General features: G+C 70.6%; 16 protein-coding genes. 4 read left to right on the forward strand and 12 right to left on the reverse strand.

Annotated features, from left to right (window positions below):
• Positions 1 to 194 precede the first annotated feature (194 nt).
• The 12 genes from LWF15_RS24265 to LWF15_RS24320 form a co-directional block, all read right to left on the reverse strand.
• Positions 195 to 668: a hypothetical protein gene (locus LWF15_RS24265; RefSeq protein ID WP_232813258.1), complete on the reverse strand. Its 474-nt coding sequence runs from the start codon at positions 666 to 668 to the stop codon at positions 195 to 197.
• A 119-nt stretch (positions 669 to 787) separates the two neighbouring features.
• Positions 788 to 3,412: a hypothetical protein gene (locus LWF15_RS24270; RefSeq protein WP_232813218.1), complete on the reverse strand. Its 2,625-nt coding sequence runs from the start codon at positions 3,410 to 3,412 to the stop codon at positions 788 to 790.
• Positions 3,409 to 3,879, reverse strand: a complete 471-nt coding sequence (locus tag LWF15_RS24275) for a hypothetical protein (protein ID WP_232813219.1) — start codon at positions 3,877 to 3,879, stop codon at positions 3,409 to 3,411. The genes LWF15_RS24270 and LWF15_RS24275 overlap by 4 nt, the downstream gene beginning before the upstream one ends.
• 89 nt (positions 3,880 to 3,968) lie before the next feature.
• Positions 3,969 to 4,445 (reverse strand): hypothetical protein, encoded by a 477-nt coding sequence (locus tag LWF15_RS24280; RefSeq protein ID WP_232813220.1) that lies wholly within the window; start codon positions 4,443 to 4,445, stop codon positions 3,969 to 3,971.
• A 5-nt stretch (positions 4,446 to 4,450) separates the two neighbouring features.
• Positions 4,451 to 4,831, reverse strand: coding sequence for a TadE/TadG family type IV pilus assembly protein (locus tag LWF15_RS24285; protein WP_232813221.1), 381 nt, complete (start codon positions 4,829 to 4,831; stop codon positions 4,451 to 4,453).
• A 125-nt stretch (positions 4,832 to 4,956) separates the two neighbouring features.
• Positions 4,957 to 5,946, reverse strand: coding sequence for a hypothetical protein (locus LWF15_RS24290; protein WP_232813222.1), 990 nt, complete (start codon positions 5,944 to 5,946; stop codon positions 4,957 to 4,959).
• Positions 5,940 to 7,025, reverse strand: a complete 1,086-nt coding sequence (locus LWF15_RS24295; protein ID WP_232813223.1) for a type II secretion system F family protein — start codon at positions 7,023 to 7,025, stop codon at positions 5,940 to 5,942. The genes LWF15_RS24290 and LWF15_RS24295 overlap by 7 nt, the downstream gene beginning before the upstream one ends.
• Positions 7,022 to 9,475, reverse strand: a complete 2,454-nt coding sequence (locus LWF15_RS24300; RefSeq protein ID WP_232813224.1) for a CpaF family protein — start codon at positions 9,473 to 9,475, stop codon at positions 7,022 to 7,024. Before LWF15_RS24300 ends, LWF15_RS24295 begins: the two co-directional genes overlap by 4 nt.
• A 70-nt stretch (positions 9,476 to 9,545) precedes the next feature.
• On the reverse strand, positions 9,546 to 10,136 hold the full coding sequence (locus tag LWF15_RS24305) for a hypothetical protein (protein ID WP_232813225.1): 591 nt from the start codon (positions 10,134 to 10,136) through the stop codon (positions 9,546 to 9,548).
• Positions 10,137 to 10,204: 68 nt separating this feature from the next.
• The gene (locus tag LWF15_RS24310) at positions 10,205 to 10,738 is read right to left on the reverse strand and encodes a hypothetical protein (protein WP_232813226.1); all 534 of its coding nucleotides are present in this window, start codon (positions 10,736 to 10,738) and stop codon (positions 10,205 to 10,207) included.
• A 326-nt stretch (positions 10,739 to 11,064) separates the two neighbouring features.
• Positions 11,065 to 11,709 (reverse strand): hypothetical protein, encoded by a 645-nt coding sequence (locus tag LWF15_RS24315; RefSeq protein ID WP_232813227.1) that lies wholly within the window; start codon positions 11,707 to 11,709, stop codon positions 11,065 to 11,067.
• 101 nt (positions 11,710 to 11,810) lie between these two features.
• Positions 11,811 to 12,587 (reverse strand): hypothetical protein, encoded by a 777-nt coding sequence (locus LWF15_RS24320; RefSeq protein ID WP_232813228.1) that lies wholly within the window; start codon positions 12,585 to 12,587, stop codon positions 11,811 to 11,813.
• A gap of 561 nt (positions 12,588 to 13,148) precedes the next feature.
• Between LWF15_RS24320 and LWF15_RS24325 the strand changes: the two genes are divergently transcribed.
• The 4 genes from LWF15_RS24325 to LWF15_RS24340 are packed head-to-tail and all read left to right on the forward strand — an operon-like array spanning position 13,149 to position 17,329.
• A complete protein-coding gene (locus LWF15_RS24325) occupies positions 13,149 to 14,921 on the forward strand; it encodes a hypothetical protein (RefSeq protein WP_232813229.1) in 1,773 nt (590 codons plus the stop codon).
• A 14-nt stretch (positions 14,922 to 14,935) separates the two neighbouring features.
• On the forward strand, positions 14,936 to 15,877 hold the full coding sequence (locus tag LWF15_RS24330; RefSeq protein WP_232813230.1) for an FtsX-like permease family protein: 942 nt from the start codon (positions 14,936 to 14,938) through the stop codon (positions 15,875 to 15,877).
• On the forward strand, positions 15,867 to 16,724 hold the full coding sequence (locus LWF15_RS24335; RefSeq protein ID WP_232813231.1) for an ABC transporter ATP-binding protein: 858 nt from the start codon (positions 15,867 to 15,869) through the stop codon (positions 16,722 to 16,724). The genes LWF15_RS24330 and LWF15_RS24335 overlap by 11 nt, the downstream gene beginning before the upstream one ends.
• Positions 16,721 to 17,329 carry an ATP-binding cassette domain-containing protein gene (locus tag LWF15_RS24340; protein WP_232813232.1) on the forward strand — a complete coding sequence of 203 codons (609 nt, stop codon included), beginning with the start codon at positions 16,721 to 16,723 and terminating at the stop codon, positions 17,327 to 17,329. Before LWF15_RS24335 ends, LWF15_RS24340 begins: the two co-directional genes overlap by 4 nt.
• Positions 17,330 to 17,345 lie beyond the last annotated feature (16 nt).

Genomic DNA, 17,345 nt, shown 5'->3' on the forward strand with positions numbered 1-17,345 from the left:
GGCCGCGCGCGCCAGCCAGCCCAGGAGGGCTGCGGCGGGGTTGCGCAATTCGGTGTCGGCGTTGTGGATCAGGAAGTTGCGTAGTTCCACCTCGAGGTTGGCGGCACCGACGGCGCTGCGCCACAACGGGATCAGATCCTCGACCGCGGTCTCACGCGGCCCGTCACCGAACAGGCGACGAAGGACGAGTTTGGTCAGGGAATGGTTTGGGGGTGGGTGAGGGACGTGGACTGGGGGTTGAACGACGGGCGAAGCAGGTGCTTCGTTTCTGCTTCGCGATTGGTTCCGGCGGCTGGCGCCCGAGGCTCGGCCGCCGCCTTTCCGGCGGCGGCTTTTCGTTTGCGTTCGTTGAGGATCTGGGCGCGTGAGCGCTGCCATTCGTACCAGTCGTGGAAGACCAGGCCGCGCTGGTCGGGAATGCCGGGGCACCGGGTGGCGGCGTGCATGCAGACGGACGTCTCGTCGTGCCAGAGGCCGGATTCGACGAGGGCTTTGATGTGGGTGGTGCGCCCGCCCTTCTCGAGGACGAGGTCGTTGGTGAGGCGTCCGTCGGTCATCTGCCGTGAGGCCCAGATCCCCGACATCGTCCAGAGCCCGACTGCGTTCAGGCGGGCTGTTCTGGGGATGGACAGGGTCTTGGGGTGTTCGGTGAAGCCGTCGTCGACCATGAACCAGACCACGATGGAGCTCCCTTCCTGGCGAAGGCGTGCGTGACGAGACAACCGCTGAGGCGGCGGCTTACAGTGCTCGTATGCATGGGTGGTGAGTCGAGGCGCCCGGCGCCGGTCTAGGGGCCGGTGAAGGTTGTGCGGCGCAGCCGCGTCAGGCGGTTCAGGGTCGGCGGCGGCAGATCGTTCTCGGTCTCGGCGTCGTGGATCTGCAGCAGCTGGCGGAGCCAGGCGCCGGCCTGGGCCGGGTGACCGGATGCTTCGGCGGCCGCGATGAGGTCGAGGTAGGTGGTGTCGTCGCCGCTGCCCGCGGTAAGGGCGACCTTGGCGGCGCTGGTGGCCAGGTCGGGGCGTGCATGGGTGAGCCAGTGCTCGGCGAGTGCATGGGCGATGTCCGAGACCAGGGCGGTGAGTTCGGCCTCCAGCAGGGTGTCCAGCAGCCACAGGTAGCCGGCGGGGCGGCGTTCGTCGAGCACCGGCCCGGTGACCAGGTCCAGGGCTGCCTGCAGGTCCTGGATGTTGGGTGGCTGGGTGCTGGTGGCGCGCTGGTAGAGCCGGCTGGCCAGGTCGGCGTCGGTGAGGAGGTGGTTGATGCGGTAGCGGGCGTCGGCGTCGCGGGGAGGCAGCTTGGGCAGGTAGTGCTGGCCGGTGTCCGGGTCGATGCCGAGCCAGTGCCGTACACCGCTGATGGCCTGGCGCGGCATGGCCGAGGCGGCCTTGCGGTCGGCGTCGTGGGGCCACATCTTGTCGGTGAACTCGCCCATGGTGAGCCCGTGGGGGTAGGCGTGGAAGAGGGCGACGATCTCGGTCTGCCAGGGGATGCGGTCGCCGGGACGGGGTTTTCCGGCGGCCCGGACCTCGACGGGTCCGAGCAGACGCAGACGCGGGCGGGTGGTGTCGTCGGCGTACCAGAGGCGTAGATCGGCGTCGAGGGCGGCGTCGCTCCCCTGCCCGGGTGCTGGCCCAGGGTCTTCAGTAGCGGGGGCGCTGGCTGGTGCCGCGTTGAGCGCCTCGATCGAGGCAGCCGTTGGGGTTGTGTCGTCTCCGGCTGGGGACGGCAGGCTGTACGGGTTCGGCGCACTGCGCAGGGCGGGCTGGGGGCGTTCGTCCTGCCCGATGGCCCATGGGGCCCGCCGGGACGCGCCGGCGTGGGTGGCGCTCAGGAGCGGACTGATCCAGTCGATGTCCCTGCGGGTGATCAGCGCCGAGGTGATGGGCGGCTTGGTGAAGCTGAGGTGCAGGCTGCCGGTGCGGTCGATGACCAGACGTACGTTCTCGTCGCGGATGGCACCGAGGTCGTCGGTCAGGACGATGGTGGTCGCGCCGACTGCCGCTGCGACCGGTGAAGGCGGTGCGCCGACCGGGCGACGGCGCTGGTCCACGACGATAAGTGCGCTGGAGGGTTGGTGGGTGGCCGGGGCAGTGTCGGCATCGATGAGGTGGCCCAGTTCGGTCAGGTCGTGGGCGTCGGTGTGGATGGTGACCGTGTGGGCCGGGCCGGTTGACGCGGCAGGCACTTGGGGTGCCTGTGAGAGCAGGATGGCGCGGGCGAGGTCGGCTGTCTGGTCCGGTTCGCCGAAGATCCTGATGCTGGCGGCCGCGGTGAGGTTCAGCAACCAGACATCGGTCTCGTCGGGGACACTGGGGCGTTGCTGGTGAGCTGTCGGCGTGCTGGAGCCGATCCAGGCCCAGCGGTGGCCGTGGTTGGCCGGCTGCGTCGCGCTCAGGCGGCCGTGGTGTTCCTCTAGGACGGCACCGTCCTTGAGGATCCAGTGTCCGCTGTCAGGGTCGACGTCCCAGGGTGGCGGCGGCGGTTCCGTCATAGGACGGGTCGGGACCAGTTCGGTGCGTTCGGCGTCGAGGCGGGCGGCCAGGAACACCACGCTCTCACGGCCCTCCGCCCGTAGTGCGGTGTCGAGGTGGTGCAGGGCGGCGGCCAGCCGTTCACGCAGGGCCTGGGCGAGCCAGGCACTGGTGACCAGGTGGCGTTCGACGCGGGTGGCATCGGGTGTGGGTAGATCCGGTAGGCGCCCCGGCTGACGGGCGGCCCGCTCCTGGCGCCGCCGGCGCACCACGATCGTGTGCAGGCCGGCGGCGGCCAGGCTGACGCCGATGCCGGAGGCGGTGCCCAGGAGGTACGCCTGTGCCGGGGACGATTGCTGCGGAGAGGACGCCGGGTGCGAGCGGACGACGGGCGCGCGGGTGTCAGCGCCAGTATCAGCAGGGGTGTCGGCGCGTGGGGTCTGTCGGCTGATCGGGGCCGCTTGCAGGTGCGTCGCTTGCCGGTGCGTGGAGTCGTGGTGTTCGGGCGAGGCGTGGTGGGCGGCCTGGCCGGTTGTGGTGCCGGGTCGGGCGGGGTCGCCCGAATCGGGGAGGATGCCGGGCTGGTGGATGGCGGTGGCGGTCACGGCCAGGGTGGGTGCGGCCAGCAGCAGGGCGGCGAGCAGGGAGCGGGTGAAGTCCTGCTGGCCGGGCAGGACCGGCAGTGCGGGCGCTGGCCGTTCCAGGGCGTGGGCGCGGGCCTCGACCACGACGGTGAGGACCAGGGAGGCCCAGCCGATCCAGGCGATCGTGGCCAGGATGTGCAGCAGGACGTCGTCGGAGAAGTCCCCGACCTGCAGGGCGTCCCAGGCCGGCAGCGGGTTGCCGATGAGTGCCCACAGCAGGACGGGCGTGCCGAACAGCATCAGCGCCAGGACGGCGGCGGCGCCCAGTGCCCGCAGGTACAGCCGCAACGCCCTCACGACGTGCTCCCCGGTGTGTTCGGCGGGGACGCGGCGATGGGACGGCCGTCCTCGCCTGCGGCGCCGAATAGGAGGGTGGCGCTCGCGGTGGCCGGCCGGGACAGGTCGTCATACCCGAGGACCTTCAACAGGGTGGCCGGGCAGGGCACGCGGGCGGTCACGGTGACGACGGTGTTGCCCTCCCCCACCTCGATGCGGCCGGTGGCCCCGGCTTCGGCGAGCCAGTCTTGGCCTGCGGCGCGGGCCGCGCCGGGGTCGATGCGCAACTGGGTGGGGTCGCCGGTGCGCAGGGACTCCTGGGTGACCTGGTCAGCAGCGGCCCGGGCGGCCTGTGAGGCGACTTCCAGGGACGCTCCGCGGGCCTGCAGGGAGCGACTGACGTCCACGAAGAACGCCGTGAGCAGGAAGGTCAGGCCGACGAGGGTAATGACGAAGATGCTGCCCTGACCGCTGTCGTCCCGAGACAAGTTTCGGCCTGCCCGACGGCCCGCGGTGCGCCGGGTTTCGCGCTCGCCCGGTCGGTGACGGGGCATGGGACGCCGGAGCGTGGTGGCGGTCATGGGCTGTCCTGGTAGGAGCGGTGTCGTTCCAGGGGTGCACCGGCGCTGGCGCTGAGGGTGCGGTGGGCGGGGAAGCCGGCGATGGCCACCGGTGTCAGGTCGACACGGCAGTTGACCTGTACGTCGACGCGCCCGCCGGGGCGGAACTGGCTGGTGTCGACGTCCACGTCGGGGATGCAGGTGGTGCCGGAGTCGGTGAGGACCTGCTGGGCGCTGGCGCGGGCTACCGCAGCGGCCGCTGCGGGATGGTTCTGCTGGCTGGCGGCCCGGGCAGCGGCCGCGGCGGCCGCGCTGACGCGGCCGTCGGCCAGGACCAGGGTTCCAGCGCCGATGCCCAGGCACAGGGCGGTAGCGACAACGACAGCGAGGATGACCATCTCGACGCTCAGGGACCCCTCATCGGTCCGGCGACCACATTCCTTACCGGGGCGACGGGCCTGCAGGACGCCGGGGCTGCCGAGGACGGCGGTCATGGTGTTCACCGCCCGGCCGTGAACTGCTCGATCGGCCCGTGGGCGTGCACGGTGAAGCTGCGTAGTTTCAGGGCGGGCAGGGGGATCTGGCGGGGGCGGGCCGTGATGGTCACGGTGACGGTGTCCTCGCTGCGGGAGACCGTCACCGAGGGTTTCTGGACGAGAGGCCCGGCGACCTCCTTCAGGTACGCGTCGACCTGGCGGCGCCCGTCGGCGTCGGTACCCCCGTACAGGGCGGCGTGGTGAGCGCCGTAACGGGCCGCGCCTTGGGCTGTTTCCCTGGCCCAGACGTACCCGAAGACCTGGAGGACCATGACGACCAGCAGGAGGAGCGCGGGAAACCACACCAGCAGCTCCACCGTGCTGGCCCCGGCGTCCCTATGCACACGCGTTCCTACGCCGGTGTCAGACGGGCCGCACTGGCGTCGCGGGCCATCCGCCGCAGGGCAGGCGCACTCCCCTGCCGTGCGATCGGTTTCGGTGAGGGCAGCGGCCGGAGCGTGCGGGGCGCTCACAGGTTCATCACCGCGATGACGCCGGGGTACAGCAGGAGCAGGATGACGCCGGCGGCGATGACGAGCACGGCCAGGCGCATGGACTCGTCGCGTTGCCCGGCCTGGCCGAGCGAGGAGGCCAGGGCGCGGCGGCGCATGCTGGCGGCCCGTTCGATCAGGGTGTCCCTGACCTGGGCGCCCTCGTGGCTGACCAGCTGGGACAGGCGTCCCAGCTGGGCCAGGTCCTCCACGCCGATACGCTGGCCCAGGCTCATCAGGGCCGGCCAGTGCGGTTCGCGGGCCCGCACCGCCCGGTAGAGCGTGTTGCGCACCACGTGCATCGGCCAGGTCGTGCCCGCCTCGGCCGCGGTGACCAGGGCCTCCTGCGGGGCGGCGGAACCGGCCATCTCCAGGGCCACCAGGTCACACCACACCGGCAGGGCCTGCTCGAACTCGTGACGGCGGGCCCGGGCCCGGCTGCGCACGACCGCATCGGGCAGCAGGTAGGCGGCCGCGCCGAACAGCAGGGCCAGCAGCAGCACCCCGACCCCCGGAAGACCAAGTGCGAAAACCCGATTGAGGACGACTCCACTGGCCAGGGCGCTCACGGCGGCTGCCGTGGTGGTCAGGATCTTGGCGGTCAGCACGTCGTCGTGCTCATAGCCGCTGATGGCCAGGTCGTGCGGTGTCACCCGGATCCCGGCGCCACGCCGCGCCGCCCACCGGCCCAGCCCACCCGGATAGGGAACCCCGGAGGCCGACAGGGCATCGGAGACCGACGACACGACCGCCCTACCCGCCCCTGCCCTCCTGGCCGGGTCTGCGCTGGACCCGGCGGTGCGTCCACCACCGCGAACCGCTCCGGCGCTGCGGGCGTGGACGTCGGCCCGGTCCCCGGAGGGCTCACCGGGACGGCCGCCAGGAAGGGTCCGGGCCGGCCAGAGGGCCGTGGCCAGGGCGGTGACGGCAGCGGCACCGGCCGCCGCCAGGACGATGGTGCTCACCATGGCCGCACCTGCTGCGGGTAGGCCGCCTCGTCGGCGTCCACGCCGCTACTGAACGACGTGGCCGGGTAGGCGACAGCAGCGGACGAGGTGACCCCGACGGTTGGCGAGGGGAGGGGTGTGGCGGCCGGTGGCCGGGCGAGGCTGTCGATGATGCGGTGCTGGCGGACGCTCAGCTCCGAGTCGCTCAGGAATCCGGGACCGGTGCTGGTGGCGTCCAGGCGCAGCAGCCAGATGAAGCCCGCTGACAGGATGGCGATGACGACAGCGAGCACCCCCTGGCCGGAGAGACTGTCGTAGGGGGCCATGTAGGCGGCGCCCACCGTCGCCATCCACGCCAGGATCCCCGCCGTGACGGCCATGATGATCTGCACGCTGCGGTGAATACCCGCCCGGGCCGCCATGATCTGCCGCCGCTGTGCGACCTCGTGCGCGGACGTGGCCACGATCCCCGACAGCACGTCGGGCAGCCGGTCACCCCGGCGGCGGGCCGCCAGGATCAGCGCTGCCACCACGAAGTCGGCGCCGGGAACGCCCTGCAGGGGCCGCAGCGCACTGTCCAGGGGCTGACGCAGCATCATGCGACTGCGGACCTGCTCCAGGCCGGGCCGCAGCACCGGCGGGGCGCCCTCGACGCTGACCCCGATCGCCTGTTCCAGGCTCGCGCCACCACCCACGGTGTCGCGCAGGCCCTGGGTCCAGGTGACGATCGCCTCCAGCACATCGATGTCACGACGCTCGGCGCGACGGCCACTCGTCAGGACCGGCCACGCCACCACCAGTGCCGCGCAGGCCACCGCCGCGACCGGCCACCCGGTCGCCCAGCCGACCAGCACCGCCACGGCCCCCGCCGCGACCAAGCGGACCACGAACGACGTCCACCCTCGTCCCTGGCCGGCACCTGCCCCGTCCAGCACCGACCCGCCCTGCCGCCAGGAGCCACCATGGCTCCCGGCGTCCTTGTCGGCAGGTGAGGAGTCGGCGCGGGCGGCACGCATCTCGGTGATCAGGAGATTCAGGGCCGCGAGCGCGGACAGGGCCAGCAGGGCGCTCAGCAGCAGGACGGACGGGGTGAGGGTCATCGCTGGCTCCTCGGCAGACCCAGGCGTTTCCACTCCGGCACGTCGTCTTCTGCATCAGGCCCCGGTCCGGCCTGTGCCCCGTGGCCGGGTAGGTCCGCAGCTGCGACCAACGACGCCGGTTCGGCCGGCCACGGCTCGGTGGGTCCGTGTTCCCCGGCCCGTCCCTCGTCGCGGTAGCTGGCGGTGCTGTCGAGTACGCCGGATCCTGCTGCCTCGGGCGCGGTTACGGATGCCGTGTGGGGTGGCGCGGGCGGCCGGGCACGCCTGCCACGGCGGGTCGGATATGCAGAGGGCCAGCCGGTCCCTGAAACGGAACTGTCCGTTGCCTCCTCAGCCCCCGCTTCCTCGACGTCGGCGGCGACGGTGGCCACGGACGTCCCCTTGTAGTGATCGTTCTCGCCCGGCACCAGCAGGGGCGCCTCGGCGGAAGAGCTGGCCTGCGTGGCGCTTCGCCGACGTGCGCCCATATCGATGATCGGGCTGATAGCACGCGTACTCGGCCCAGCCAAGACTCCTGGCGCGTCATGGACCTCGCTGACCAAGTCGTCGTCGTTCAGGGCTGCTGCTTCGTCTTGGCCGGCGACAGGTGCCGGGGCCAGTGGCTCGGGCCTGCGACGGTGGATGATGGGTTCACCGCCACCACGCCCGTCGTCAGGTAGATCCAGGCTCGAGCGGACGAGACCGTCGACCGTGACGCGCTCGGCCAGGGCATCGAATCCATCACCCGGCGCCAGGCCGTCGAAAGACGCTGCGAGGAAAGCCGGGTCAGTCGGATCGGCTGCGCTCACCGTGTCTTGCAGTAAGAGTTCAGGAATCCCCGCCGGGTCGACGTGGCCGCCAGGAGCTTCGAAAGCGCTCCCCTCCGGATGTACCGAACCCAGAGGCTCCACGGGCTCAGCCGGCCCGGCTGCGCTGGCGCTGGTCACCGGGTGGGCGGACGGCGTGAGATCCGCCCACGGCCGAGCACGTTCCGGCTCAGGCACGGGCAGTCGGTGACTGCCGGACCGGTCACCGGGGACCTGACGGTTGCGGCGTCGCTCCGACCGGGTGCCCTCAGCGTTGAGCCGCTCCCCCAGCTCATCGGTGTAACCGTGCTGGGCCAGCAAGCCCGCGCGCCGCAGCGGGATCCGCGTGTCCCGGCGCGCTGGCGTGTAGCTCTCGCCGGGGGCCTCGACCCGTCCAGAGACGTGCGGCTGCTCGCCGGGCTCCGGCGAGACGAAGATGGTCGCGTACGAGACGCTCTCGCCCTGGTGGCCGGAAATCTCCAAGATCTCGGTCACGACCCGGCGCGATCCGGCAACGTGCCGGACGTAGACGACGAAATCGATGGCTTGCCCGATGAGCGCTGCCGCCGTCGAGGGCTGGACCGGCTCCCGCAACGAGCCCAGACCGATGATCAGCCGGGCGATCGCGCCATAGGCGTTGCGGGAGTGGATGGTCGACATCGACCCGTCACCGCCCTGCAGCATTGCCTCCAGCATGGCGCGGGCCTCGGCACCGGCCAGGACCTCCCCAAAGATCAGCCGGTCGGGATTCATGCGCTTGGACCGGCGCACCAGATCTGCGCCGTCCAGGCCGCCCTTGTGGTCGGCCGACGGCAGCACCGTCTCCAGCTCCACCACGTCGGCGTGCAGCGCGGCCTCACGCCCCAGCCGCAGCTCCCGGGCCTGCTCGATCGTGATGATCCGCTCGCCCGGCGGGATGGCGTTCGCCATCGCCCGCAACAACGTGGTCTTGCCCGCGTCCGTGGCCCCCGCGATCAGGATGTTCGCGCGAGCCCGCACCGCCGCGCCCAGGAACGCCGCGCACTGGCGGTCCATCGTCCCCAGCTCCACCAAAGAGATGGCATCCGCGTAACGGCGCGGCGGTACGTCCAGGAACGCCTGCGGCCCCAGCCGGTCACGCCGGATCGACACTTGCGGACGCGCCGAGGCCGCCAGCAGACCCGAGACCCGCACCCCGCCCGGCAGACCAAGGTCCAGCTGCGGGTGCACCGTGCTCCACGGGCGGGCCACCGGACCGGCGTAACTGGCCAGCGAGCGGAGGATGTCGATCAGATCCTGATCCGAGTCACCGATAGGCGGCAGCCGCACCCGGCCCCGGGAGGCGTACGTCGCCCACACCTCGTCGTACCCGTTGAGGTCCAGGTTCTCCAGGTCCTCGTCCTCCAGCAGCGGTTGCAGCGGGCCGGCCCCGAACATGGCCGCCTCCACCGCCCACGCCAGCTGCCCGTCGCTGACCCCGTCCGGCGCCCCGCGGCCCTCCGCCACGTGCGTGGCTGCCAGGTCCCTCACAGCCTCAGCGATCAGGGCCAGAGCGAGCTGCCGCTCCTCGCCCGTGCCCAGCTCGCCCTGACCGGCCTGCGCCCGGACGCTGCGGGCCGTGGTCATCCGCTGAGCGACCTGCGCGCGCAGTTCCCGCACCAGCGCGTAACTCACGGCCCCCGTCATGCCCTGCTCCTCATCTGAAAACCCCCGTCACGAAGCGCACGCCGCGCCCCCTCGACCCGCCAGAGCGCGCTCATGCCCCGCCCACCCGGATCAGACCGACCTGACCCCAGCTACTGGCCACCAGGAGCGGCCCCGAAACGTCCGTCGGCACCCGCACCGTGATCACCAGGTTCCCCGCGCTCGTGGGCTCCTCGGACACGGCAGTGATCAGAGCGCCGTCCGCCACCACCGTTCCCGGCGAAAGACCCGCCAGTGTCTGGTCGTTCGAGGCGTTCTCAGGCTCGGGGATCTGCATCACCCGGACCGTGTCCCCAGCCCGCAGCCCTTCCGGCACCAACCCCACGGGCACGCTGATACCAACGCTCGACTGGCCGGCATTGGCCGCGTCCTGCCCGATCAATGACGTCGGTTGCAGCAACGTGCCGGCCTCCATCGTGAACGCCGCATGCTGACCCAGCACCTGCTCCAACTGGTCCACCGAGATCGCCGAAACGCCGCCAGATAGATCGGTGCTCGTCAGATCGGCCCGGGTGATCTCCTGAGCCTGCACAACACGCTGTGCCAGCACCAGCACCTGTGTCTTCGCACCCGCCCGCTCGATCACGAACCCGATCACAAGCATCACGACCACAAACAGCAGCAAGGTCAGGACAAGTCGCACGGGGCTACGCCGCCGTCGCACGGGCGGACGCTCGCGGGCCGCGACCGGCACCCCGAATGGCCCGGCAGTCATGACCGCGCCACCGCCGCAGCCTCCAGAACCGTAACCGACTGCGTCGCTGTCGTCGTGAGCACGCCCAGATCGCCGCCGGAGCCATCGGATCCGGTCCATGACACCTCGTACGGAACCGTGACCGTCACGTCAATCCCTTTCCCCGACTCCGAGAACATGAGCGCGCAGCCACCTTTGGACGGGGCACCGGCGCCGTCGGCCGGCGTCCATGCCCTTCCTGGGCCCGGGCACGAGACGCTCTGCGATCCTGCGGTGACACGCATCTTCTTGGGCTTGGCGGTGACCGTGGCCCAGGAAGCACCCGCGCGGGCCGTGGCTTCCTTTTCTTTCCAGGCGCTCTCCAACCACACCCAGGTGTACTCGTTGACCCAGGACGAATTGGCTGGCGACCGGGCCAACCTGGGTTTCGGCAGGCGCATACTGCTCCTTGCCTGCTCGGCCAGGAGTATGGGATCGACGACTAGCACCTCGGCTTCCGCCTCTGGCGGTGCCCAATAGGTAGTCATCACGGGCACGCGGTCCTTTGTCATCGGACAAGTCCTCGTGTAGATGGCTCCGTCAGAGTTGCCTCGCCAGACAGGATCTGAAGCGGGGGGTTGCGGCACCGCTAGCGCGATCTCGTAGAGGTCGCTCATCGTGTTCCGTGTTGAGCGACGTGATTCAGGCGCCCCCGACGTCTCCCCTCCGCTACTCAGTTGCTCTCCCCCGGTTTCTTCGCATTCCTGAGTTAGAGCAATACAAACGCGACCCTTGTAGTTGCACAGCCCGTCAGTTTTCTTACCTGGACAGGAAGCGTGTGCTGGCGTCGAACTGAAACTGAGGGCAAGAACGAACAGCCCGGCCAAGGCGTACGTCCTCAGGGTTCGCATGTTCCCTCTTGTTGCACCTCAAGGGACCGGACCCCCCAGCGGTCGTCCACCTTGACGACCTCGATCATCGAGAGGTAGGGCTCCTCGAGATTGGCGCCACCCGTCAAGCGCAGGGGTTTTCCGGTCTTCCGGTTGAACGGCACATACTCACCACGGGGAACCAGACAGTCGGTCAGCTTCACCAGCGGGTAAGGAGATGCTGCAAGATCGGAACTTTCAACATCTACGTGCGACTCGGGCGCGTTTCCTCGGTACTCAGCGTTGTAAGTGTCCAAGACATGGATGTCGACCAGCGTCTGGGCCCGAGCCGGGTCGAAGGACCAACGTTCAAAGTCGGCTTCCTTCGGGAGTTTCTCTCCCTTGCCAACCGGGTTCTCCTGAGCCTTGTTAGACGCCGCACTGTAGGCCAAGTACGCATCCACAGCCTTCTGCACTTCGGGATCGACTGTCGGGGACGGCTCTGCCGTACTGGGCGCAACAGAGGCTGAGGGCTCCGCTGTCGAATCGCCTCCCGAGTCCGAGCAAGCCACCAGCGCGGCGAGCGCCACACCCATCGTCAATGCGGCGCTGATCCGCCTGTTCACCTGTGGTCTCCCGTGGCCGTCTGCACACTGCTTCTTCAGTGCAACCATTCGTTTACTCTCCGCCATCTTTCAATGTCAAGACAATCGGGGCATATGTAACTCGTTCTTGTTTCGCGAAAATCCCAAACTTAGGGTCTAACCTGCGGGTTTCACCTTTGGTCGGGCGCGGCCGCTCCTTGGAACATCCGGTAGCCCGCCTTGTAGGCCTCGGCGGATCCCGGCTGCGGGACTGCCTGGGGCTGGGCGGCCTTCCCGGGGGCGATGAGCCAGCGGCGTTCGTTCCAGACCATGGCCTCGCAGTGTGCGAAGGAGTGAGCCGACCGGTCTGGACTCTGACGGCGCTCGCTCGCGTCTTGCACCTGCAGCAGGACGCAGACGTCGAAGCGGTTGAGTGTGGCGGTGCGCCCGATGCGGGCCATCACCGGCATCACCTCGGGGCGGTGGCCGCGCTGCTGGAGTACCTCGTTGATGAGCGCCTCGATGCTCCAGCCCGGTTGCGCGTTGCCGTGGGACCAATCGCGCAGGGCGTCGCCGGCCGCGTCCAGGGATGCCCTGAGCACCGCGACGTCAATGGCGGCCAGCTGGGCGACGGCGCCCTCTGCCGTTTGCGGGTAGCCGGTGGCGACGCCGTGAATGCCAGCCGTGGTGGAACCCGGAATGACGATGGGCGCTCGCGCGGCGGGTGGCGTGGTTGGCGTCTCCGCGCCGAATGAGCTGGGCTGGGCCACCTGGATGGTGGGGCGTCCCGTGGTGTCGGATGCTTCGTCCTTTGATCCGGCTCCCAGGGCGGCCGCGATGGAGAGCACGAGCCCGGTGATCAGGACGGCGAGGATGCCTCCGGCTCCCACCACGAGCGCGAGGATGCGCCGCCGTGGTGTCCGTTGTCCGTCACGGCTGCGGGGGTGGGAGTGGCGGTGATGAAGCATCGAGGGCTCCTGCCTGGAGGGTTCTGGGACGTTGTCGGCTCCCGTAGACCACCGGTCATCTGTTCCAGACCTACGTCTAGTGGGCGCTGAGCTGCGGGTTTACGTCGCCCGACGTGCTTGTTCCTCCTGGGCGTGGAGCGTGGGCGGCGCGTGAAAGGGCGCGCCTGCGTCCCCTACTGGCCTCTGCAAACGTCCTTCAATTGGGGCTTGGACCCCCGTCGGGTGCCGCGACGAGAAGCTGGAAGGGAACATCCCTGCTCGTTCCGCCTGAGGTCCTGGCGAACGGCACGCCCTCCTACGACCGGCGCGACGGCGTGGCGGGATTGTTCGGTTCACCCCAGTGATTCCGGGCCAGCTCTGCCGTCTATCACGGGTCGGGCCAGGCCGAGCCAGACACCGTGGCGCCGGTAACGATTCGGCCGTAAACCAACCCAAGCGGACATAACCCCACTAACTTGACGTTCCCTGTTCCCCATCGTCTTTGGAGTGCCCATGCGGGGCGGCTGGCCTCTGCTGTCCCGAGCACCGGGGCGCCTGCTGCGCAGCGGTTCGCTCGCTCTCATGCTGACGATCAGCGTCGCCCTGCTGGCCGGGCTGGTCGCCGCGGGGCCGCTCTTCGGCCGGGCAACGTCCGCTGGTTCACTGGAGCGCAAGCTCGCCACGGTGCCGGCCAACACCCAGCTCGCCCGTCAGCCGGCCCTGGGACTGGTGCTGCCGGGCCGACTCTGGGAGAGCACCAGGACCGATGTCGTCGAGATGCTGGGGGACGTGCCCTGGCTGGGTCCGGTGACCACCGCGGTCTGGTCAGCGTCCTGGCAGCTCGAAAGGAACAACCCAATTCCTTTTCTGGGGGTCGGCGACCAGCGCCGGGTGGCCGCGCTCTTCCACCGCACCGGCGCGGTCGAGGCACTCGACGTGGTCCGGGGCGAGCGCGGGGCCACGGGCCTGTGGCTGCCCGAGAAGGTGGCCGACGAACTCGGCCTCGAGCCGGGCGAGCAGTTCGAGGTCGGCAAGACACTGGAGGCAGGGCCGAATCTGGTGACCTGCCGGGGAGCGGGCTCCGCCGCTCCCCCGGGCCCAGAGTCGGACGTGCCGCTGACCCAGGCGTCCACGGTGACCATGGCCGGCACATACCGCACCGCCGCCGACGGACGCCTGCCAACCGGCTCCTACTTCTCCTCCATCGCCGGACGGTTGCCCAGTGACCCGTCCGGTTGCCCACTGACGGCCCTGCTGATGATCGGGGACGAGGCAACCGTGGTGGCGGCCCTGGAAGCCGCCCAGGAGATGCCGAGCTGGACCTACTCGGCCGAACTGACCGAGGCAGGGCGCTCCCTGGACCGTCTGGGACAGGCAGCGGCCGCTGCCCAGGAGCTGCGGCTGGCCGAGGCCGACCCGACCAGCGATCTGAAGGTGCTGGTAGCCGGTCAGGGTGTGACGCCCCAGGTCGAGACCGGGCTGACGGTGCTGCACACCGAGGCCGAGGCCGACGCGCGCACCGCGGCGCAGCAGGGGCGGGGTATCGCTCTGGCCGGGGCGGCCCTGGGGCTGGCAGCGGTGATCATCGCGCTGCGGGCCCTGGCCCAGCGTCGCCGGCGCGAAACCGAACTGCTGGTCGGTCTGGGCACTCCTGCGCCGATGGTGGTTCTGGCCGGTGTGCTGGAACTCCTGCTCCCGACTCTGGCCGGAGCGGTCACCGGAGCTGCGGCGGCCTACCTGGGGTTCGAGATCTTCGGCCCGCAGAGCCGTCTGGGGCCGGGCGCGATCACTGCCACCCTTGCGGCCGCGACGCTGGTCGCGCTGGTCACCCTCATTGGCAACGCCGTCGTCACGCTGGTGCAGACCCGCTCGATCGGGAGCCGTCTAGCCGGGCGTGAGTCGTCACGGGGCCGTTCGGGCGGGCCCTGGCTGCCTCTGCTGACCGGGGCCACCGTGCTGGCCGTCGCCTCCGTACTGGCCCGCGACGGCCGGGCCTCGTACACCGACCCGCTGTCGGCCGTCCTGCCGATCCTGGTCCTGGCCAGTGGCAGTCTGCTGCTGGTGCGGCTGGCCACCTTCGTGGCCCGGACCCCGCGCCGGAAGCGGGTGCGTACCGGTACGAGTGTCGATCGGCTGGTCCTGCGTGGATTACGGGACACCGGGGTGGCGGTGACCGATCTGGTGGTGGTCCTGGCGATCGGAGTGGGTGTCCTGGCCTACGGCCTGGTGTCGGCCAGCGCTGTGCGCGGCTCGGTCCAGGACAAGACGGCGGTCCTGGCCGGAGCCGTCAGCACCGCGCGTATCCCCAACTCCTACGACCTGGGGGGGCCGGTGAGGGCCCGACCCCACGCCTGAGCGAGGACCTGTCAGTGGTCTGGACCGCCCGGGCCCAACTGCAGCCCGATTACACGGACGTCGACATCCTGGTGGTGAATCCGCAAACCCTTCCCTCGGTGGCTCTCTGGGGACAGGGGACTGACCTGGCCGAGGCCCGCCGGGCCCTGCAGCAGTTCAAGGATCCCGCGGCCGGGCTCGTCCCGGCGCTCCTGGTCGGTGTACCCGACCGCGAACCCGGACGAGGGGGAACCGTCTCCATCGGGTCCCAGGAGATCCAGCTGATCGCCAAGGCCGACCTCACCGCCTTCCCGGGCGCAACCCGTCCCACAGTCGTCTTCGACGCCCGTTCGCTGTTCCACCATCTCGACACCCTGGAAAAGCCCTTGAACCCGTCGGTCCAGGGCCCGGGCCGCAGCGCCCAGGGAACGTACGGCACCTGGCTCTGGTCAACCCGTTCGCCCAGTGCCCTGCAGGCCTACCTCGACGGGCAGCGGATCAGCCCCACCTCGACGACCTCGCTCGAGCAGGCCGCGGCCACGCCGGTGCTGACCTCCAGCGGCTGGGCCGCCGTCTACCAGATCGTGCTCGGGGTGGCCGCTCTCGCGCTGGCCGGGCTCTCGGTGGTGGTGGCCGTGGACCGGCGGGTGGCCCGGGCCGCCCCGGTGGATCTCGTCCTGCGCCGGTTCGGGGTCCGGCCCGCCCGCCTGGTCGGGCTGCGGGCCACCGAACTGGCCCTGACCGGCCTGGCCGCGCTCGCCGTGCTGGTGGTGCCGTTCGGCCTGGTGACGGCCCTTCTGCCGCGGCTGGTCGAGCCCGGGCCCGGTCTCTCCCCGGCGATGGGCTGGTCGCTACCGCTGGTGCCCCTGCTGCTCAGCGCTGCGGCTGCGGTGGTCGTGACCGGCGTCGCGGTCTGGGTGGCGGCCCGCCGCTCGGCCACGCTCAATCCTGCGGAGGTGCTGCGCGATGACCAGTGAGACCGATGCCGTGAGCACTGCCGGGCTGAGCAACGTGGTCCGCATCTATCACGCGGTCGCCGGTGAGGTGCACGCTCTGCGCGGGGTCGACGTCGACTTCCCGGCCGGTGGGGTCACCGCCATTGCCGGCCCGTCCGGTGGGGGTAAGAGCACACTGCTGTCGATCCTGGCCCTGCGCGACCGGGCCAGCGCCGGAACCGTCACCCTGTTCGGCACCGACGTTACCCAGGCCCGGGGACCGGTTCTGAAGTCGTTGCGCCGCAACCGCATTGCCTGGGTTCCGCAACGCCCGGCCCACGGCCTGTTCCCGCACCTGAGCGCCATCGAGAACCTGCAGCAGGCGGCACTCATCCGGGGGCGGCGGGCCGGCGGCCTGGAACCAGCCGCGGCCCTGGACCTGCTGGGCCTGTCGCACCGAGCCGAGGCGCAGCCGGGCCGGCTTTCCGGAGGTGAGCAGCAGCGACTGGCCGTCGCCGCGGCCCTGACGCACGCCCCGGCCCTGGTGGTCGCCGACGAGCCCACCGCCGAACTGGATGACGAGAACGCCGAGCGGGTGCTGTCGGCCCTGGCGACGGTGGCGGCCGAGGGCACGACCTGCGTGGTCTCCAGCCACGACCCTCGCGCCCTGCGCCGGCTGTCGCGGGTGCTGCACCTGCGGCACGGAGTGCTCTCCGCCGAACGTTCCGGAGCCGAACTGCTCCGCACCCGCGAGGCCGACGCAGTGATCGACTCGGCGGGCCGGCTCCAACTGCCGCCCGAGGCACTGAAGCTGTTCCCGGAACGGCGTGCTCGGGTGCAGATCGTCGAGGGTCAGGTGGTGCTGCGCGTGCCGGAGGGAAACCGATGAGTCCACTGCTGGCCGTCAGCGCCGTGAGTCACGGTGTGCTGAGCGACGTGGACCTGAGCGCCGACGACGGCGGGCTCGTTGCCCTGACCGGTCACTCCGGCTCCGGCAAGTCCACCCTGTGCCACCTGATGGCCGGGTTCGAACGGCCGGCACAGGGCACGGTGACGCTGGCGGGCCGGCCCACCGCCGAGATCACCGACTGGTCGCAGATAGCAGTGATGCCGCAACGGTTGGCCTTGCTGGAACAGCTCACGGCAGTGGAGAACCTCCTGCTGCCCGCACTGGCGGCCGGCCACGCGGTCGAAAACAGCCAGGCGGAGAACGTTCTGGATCAGCTGGGGGTGAACGTACTGGCTGCCCGCCCGGTGGGGCTGGGCTCGATCGGCGAGCAGCAGCGGGTCGCCGTCGCCCGGGCGCTGCTGCTCGGCTCCCGCCTGGTGGTGCTCGACGAGCCGACTGCTCACCAGGACGACGACAACGCCCACCGCGTCATTGATGCCGTACTCGCGGCCGTGGCCGCGGGGGCTCTGGTCGTGGCCTCCACCCATGACCCCCGGTTGCTGGCCCGTGCGACCTGTGTGGTGCCCCTGGGGACTGGCCTCTGATCTGTTCCAGGCGGAA

Origin of the sequence: Kineosporia rhizophila, assembly GCF_021277265.1 — a bacterium.
Classification (GTDB): domain Bacteria; phylum Actinomycetota; class Actinomycetes; order Actinomycetales; family Kineosporiaceae; genus Kineosporia; species Kineosporia rhizophila.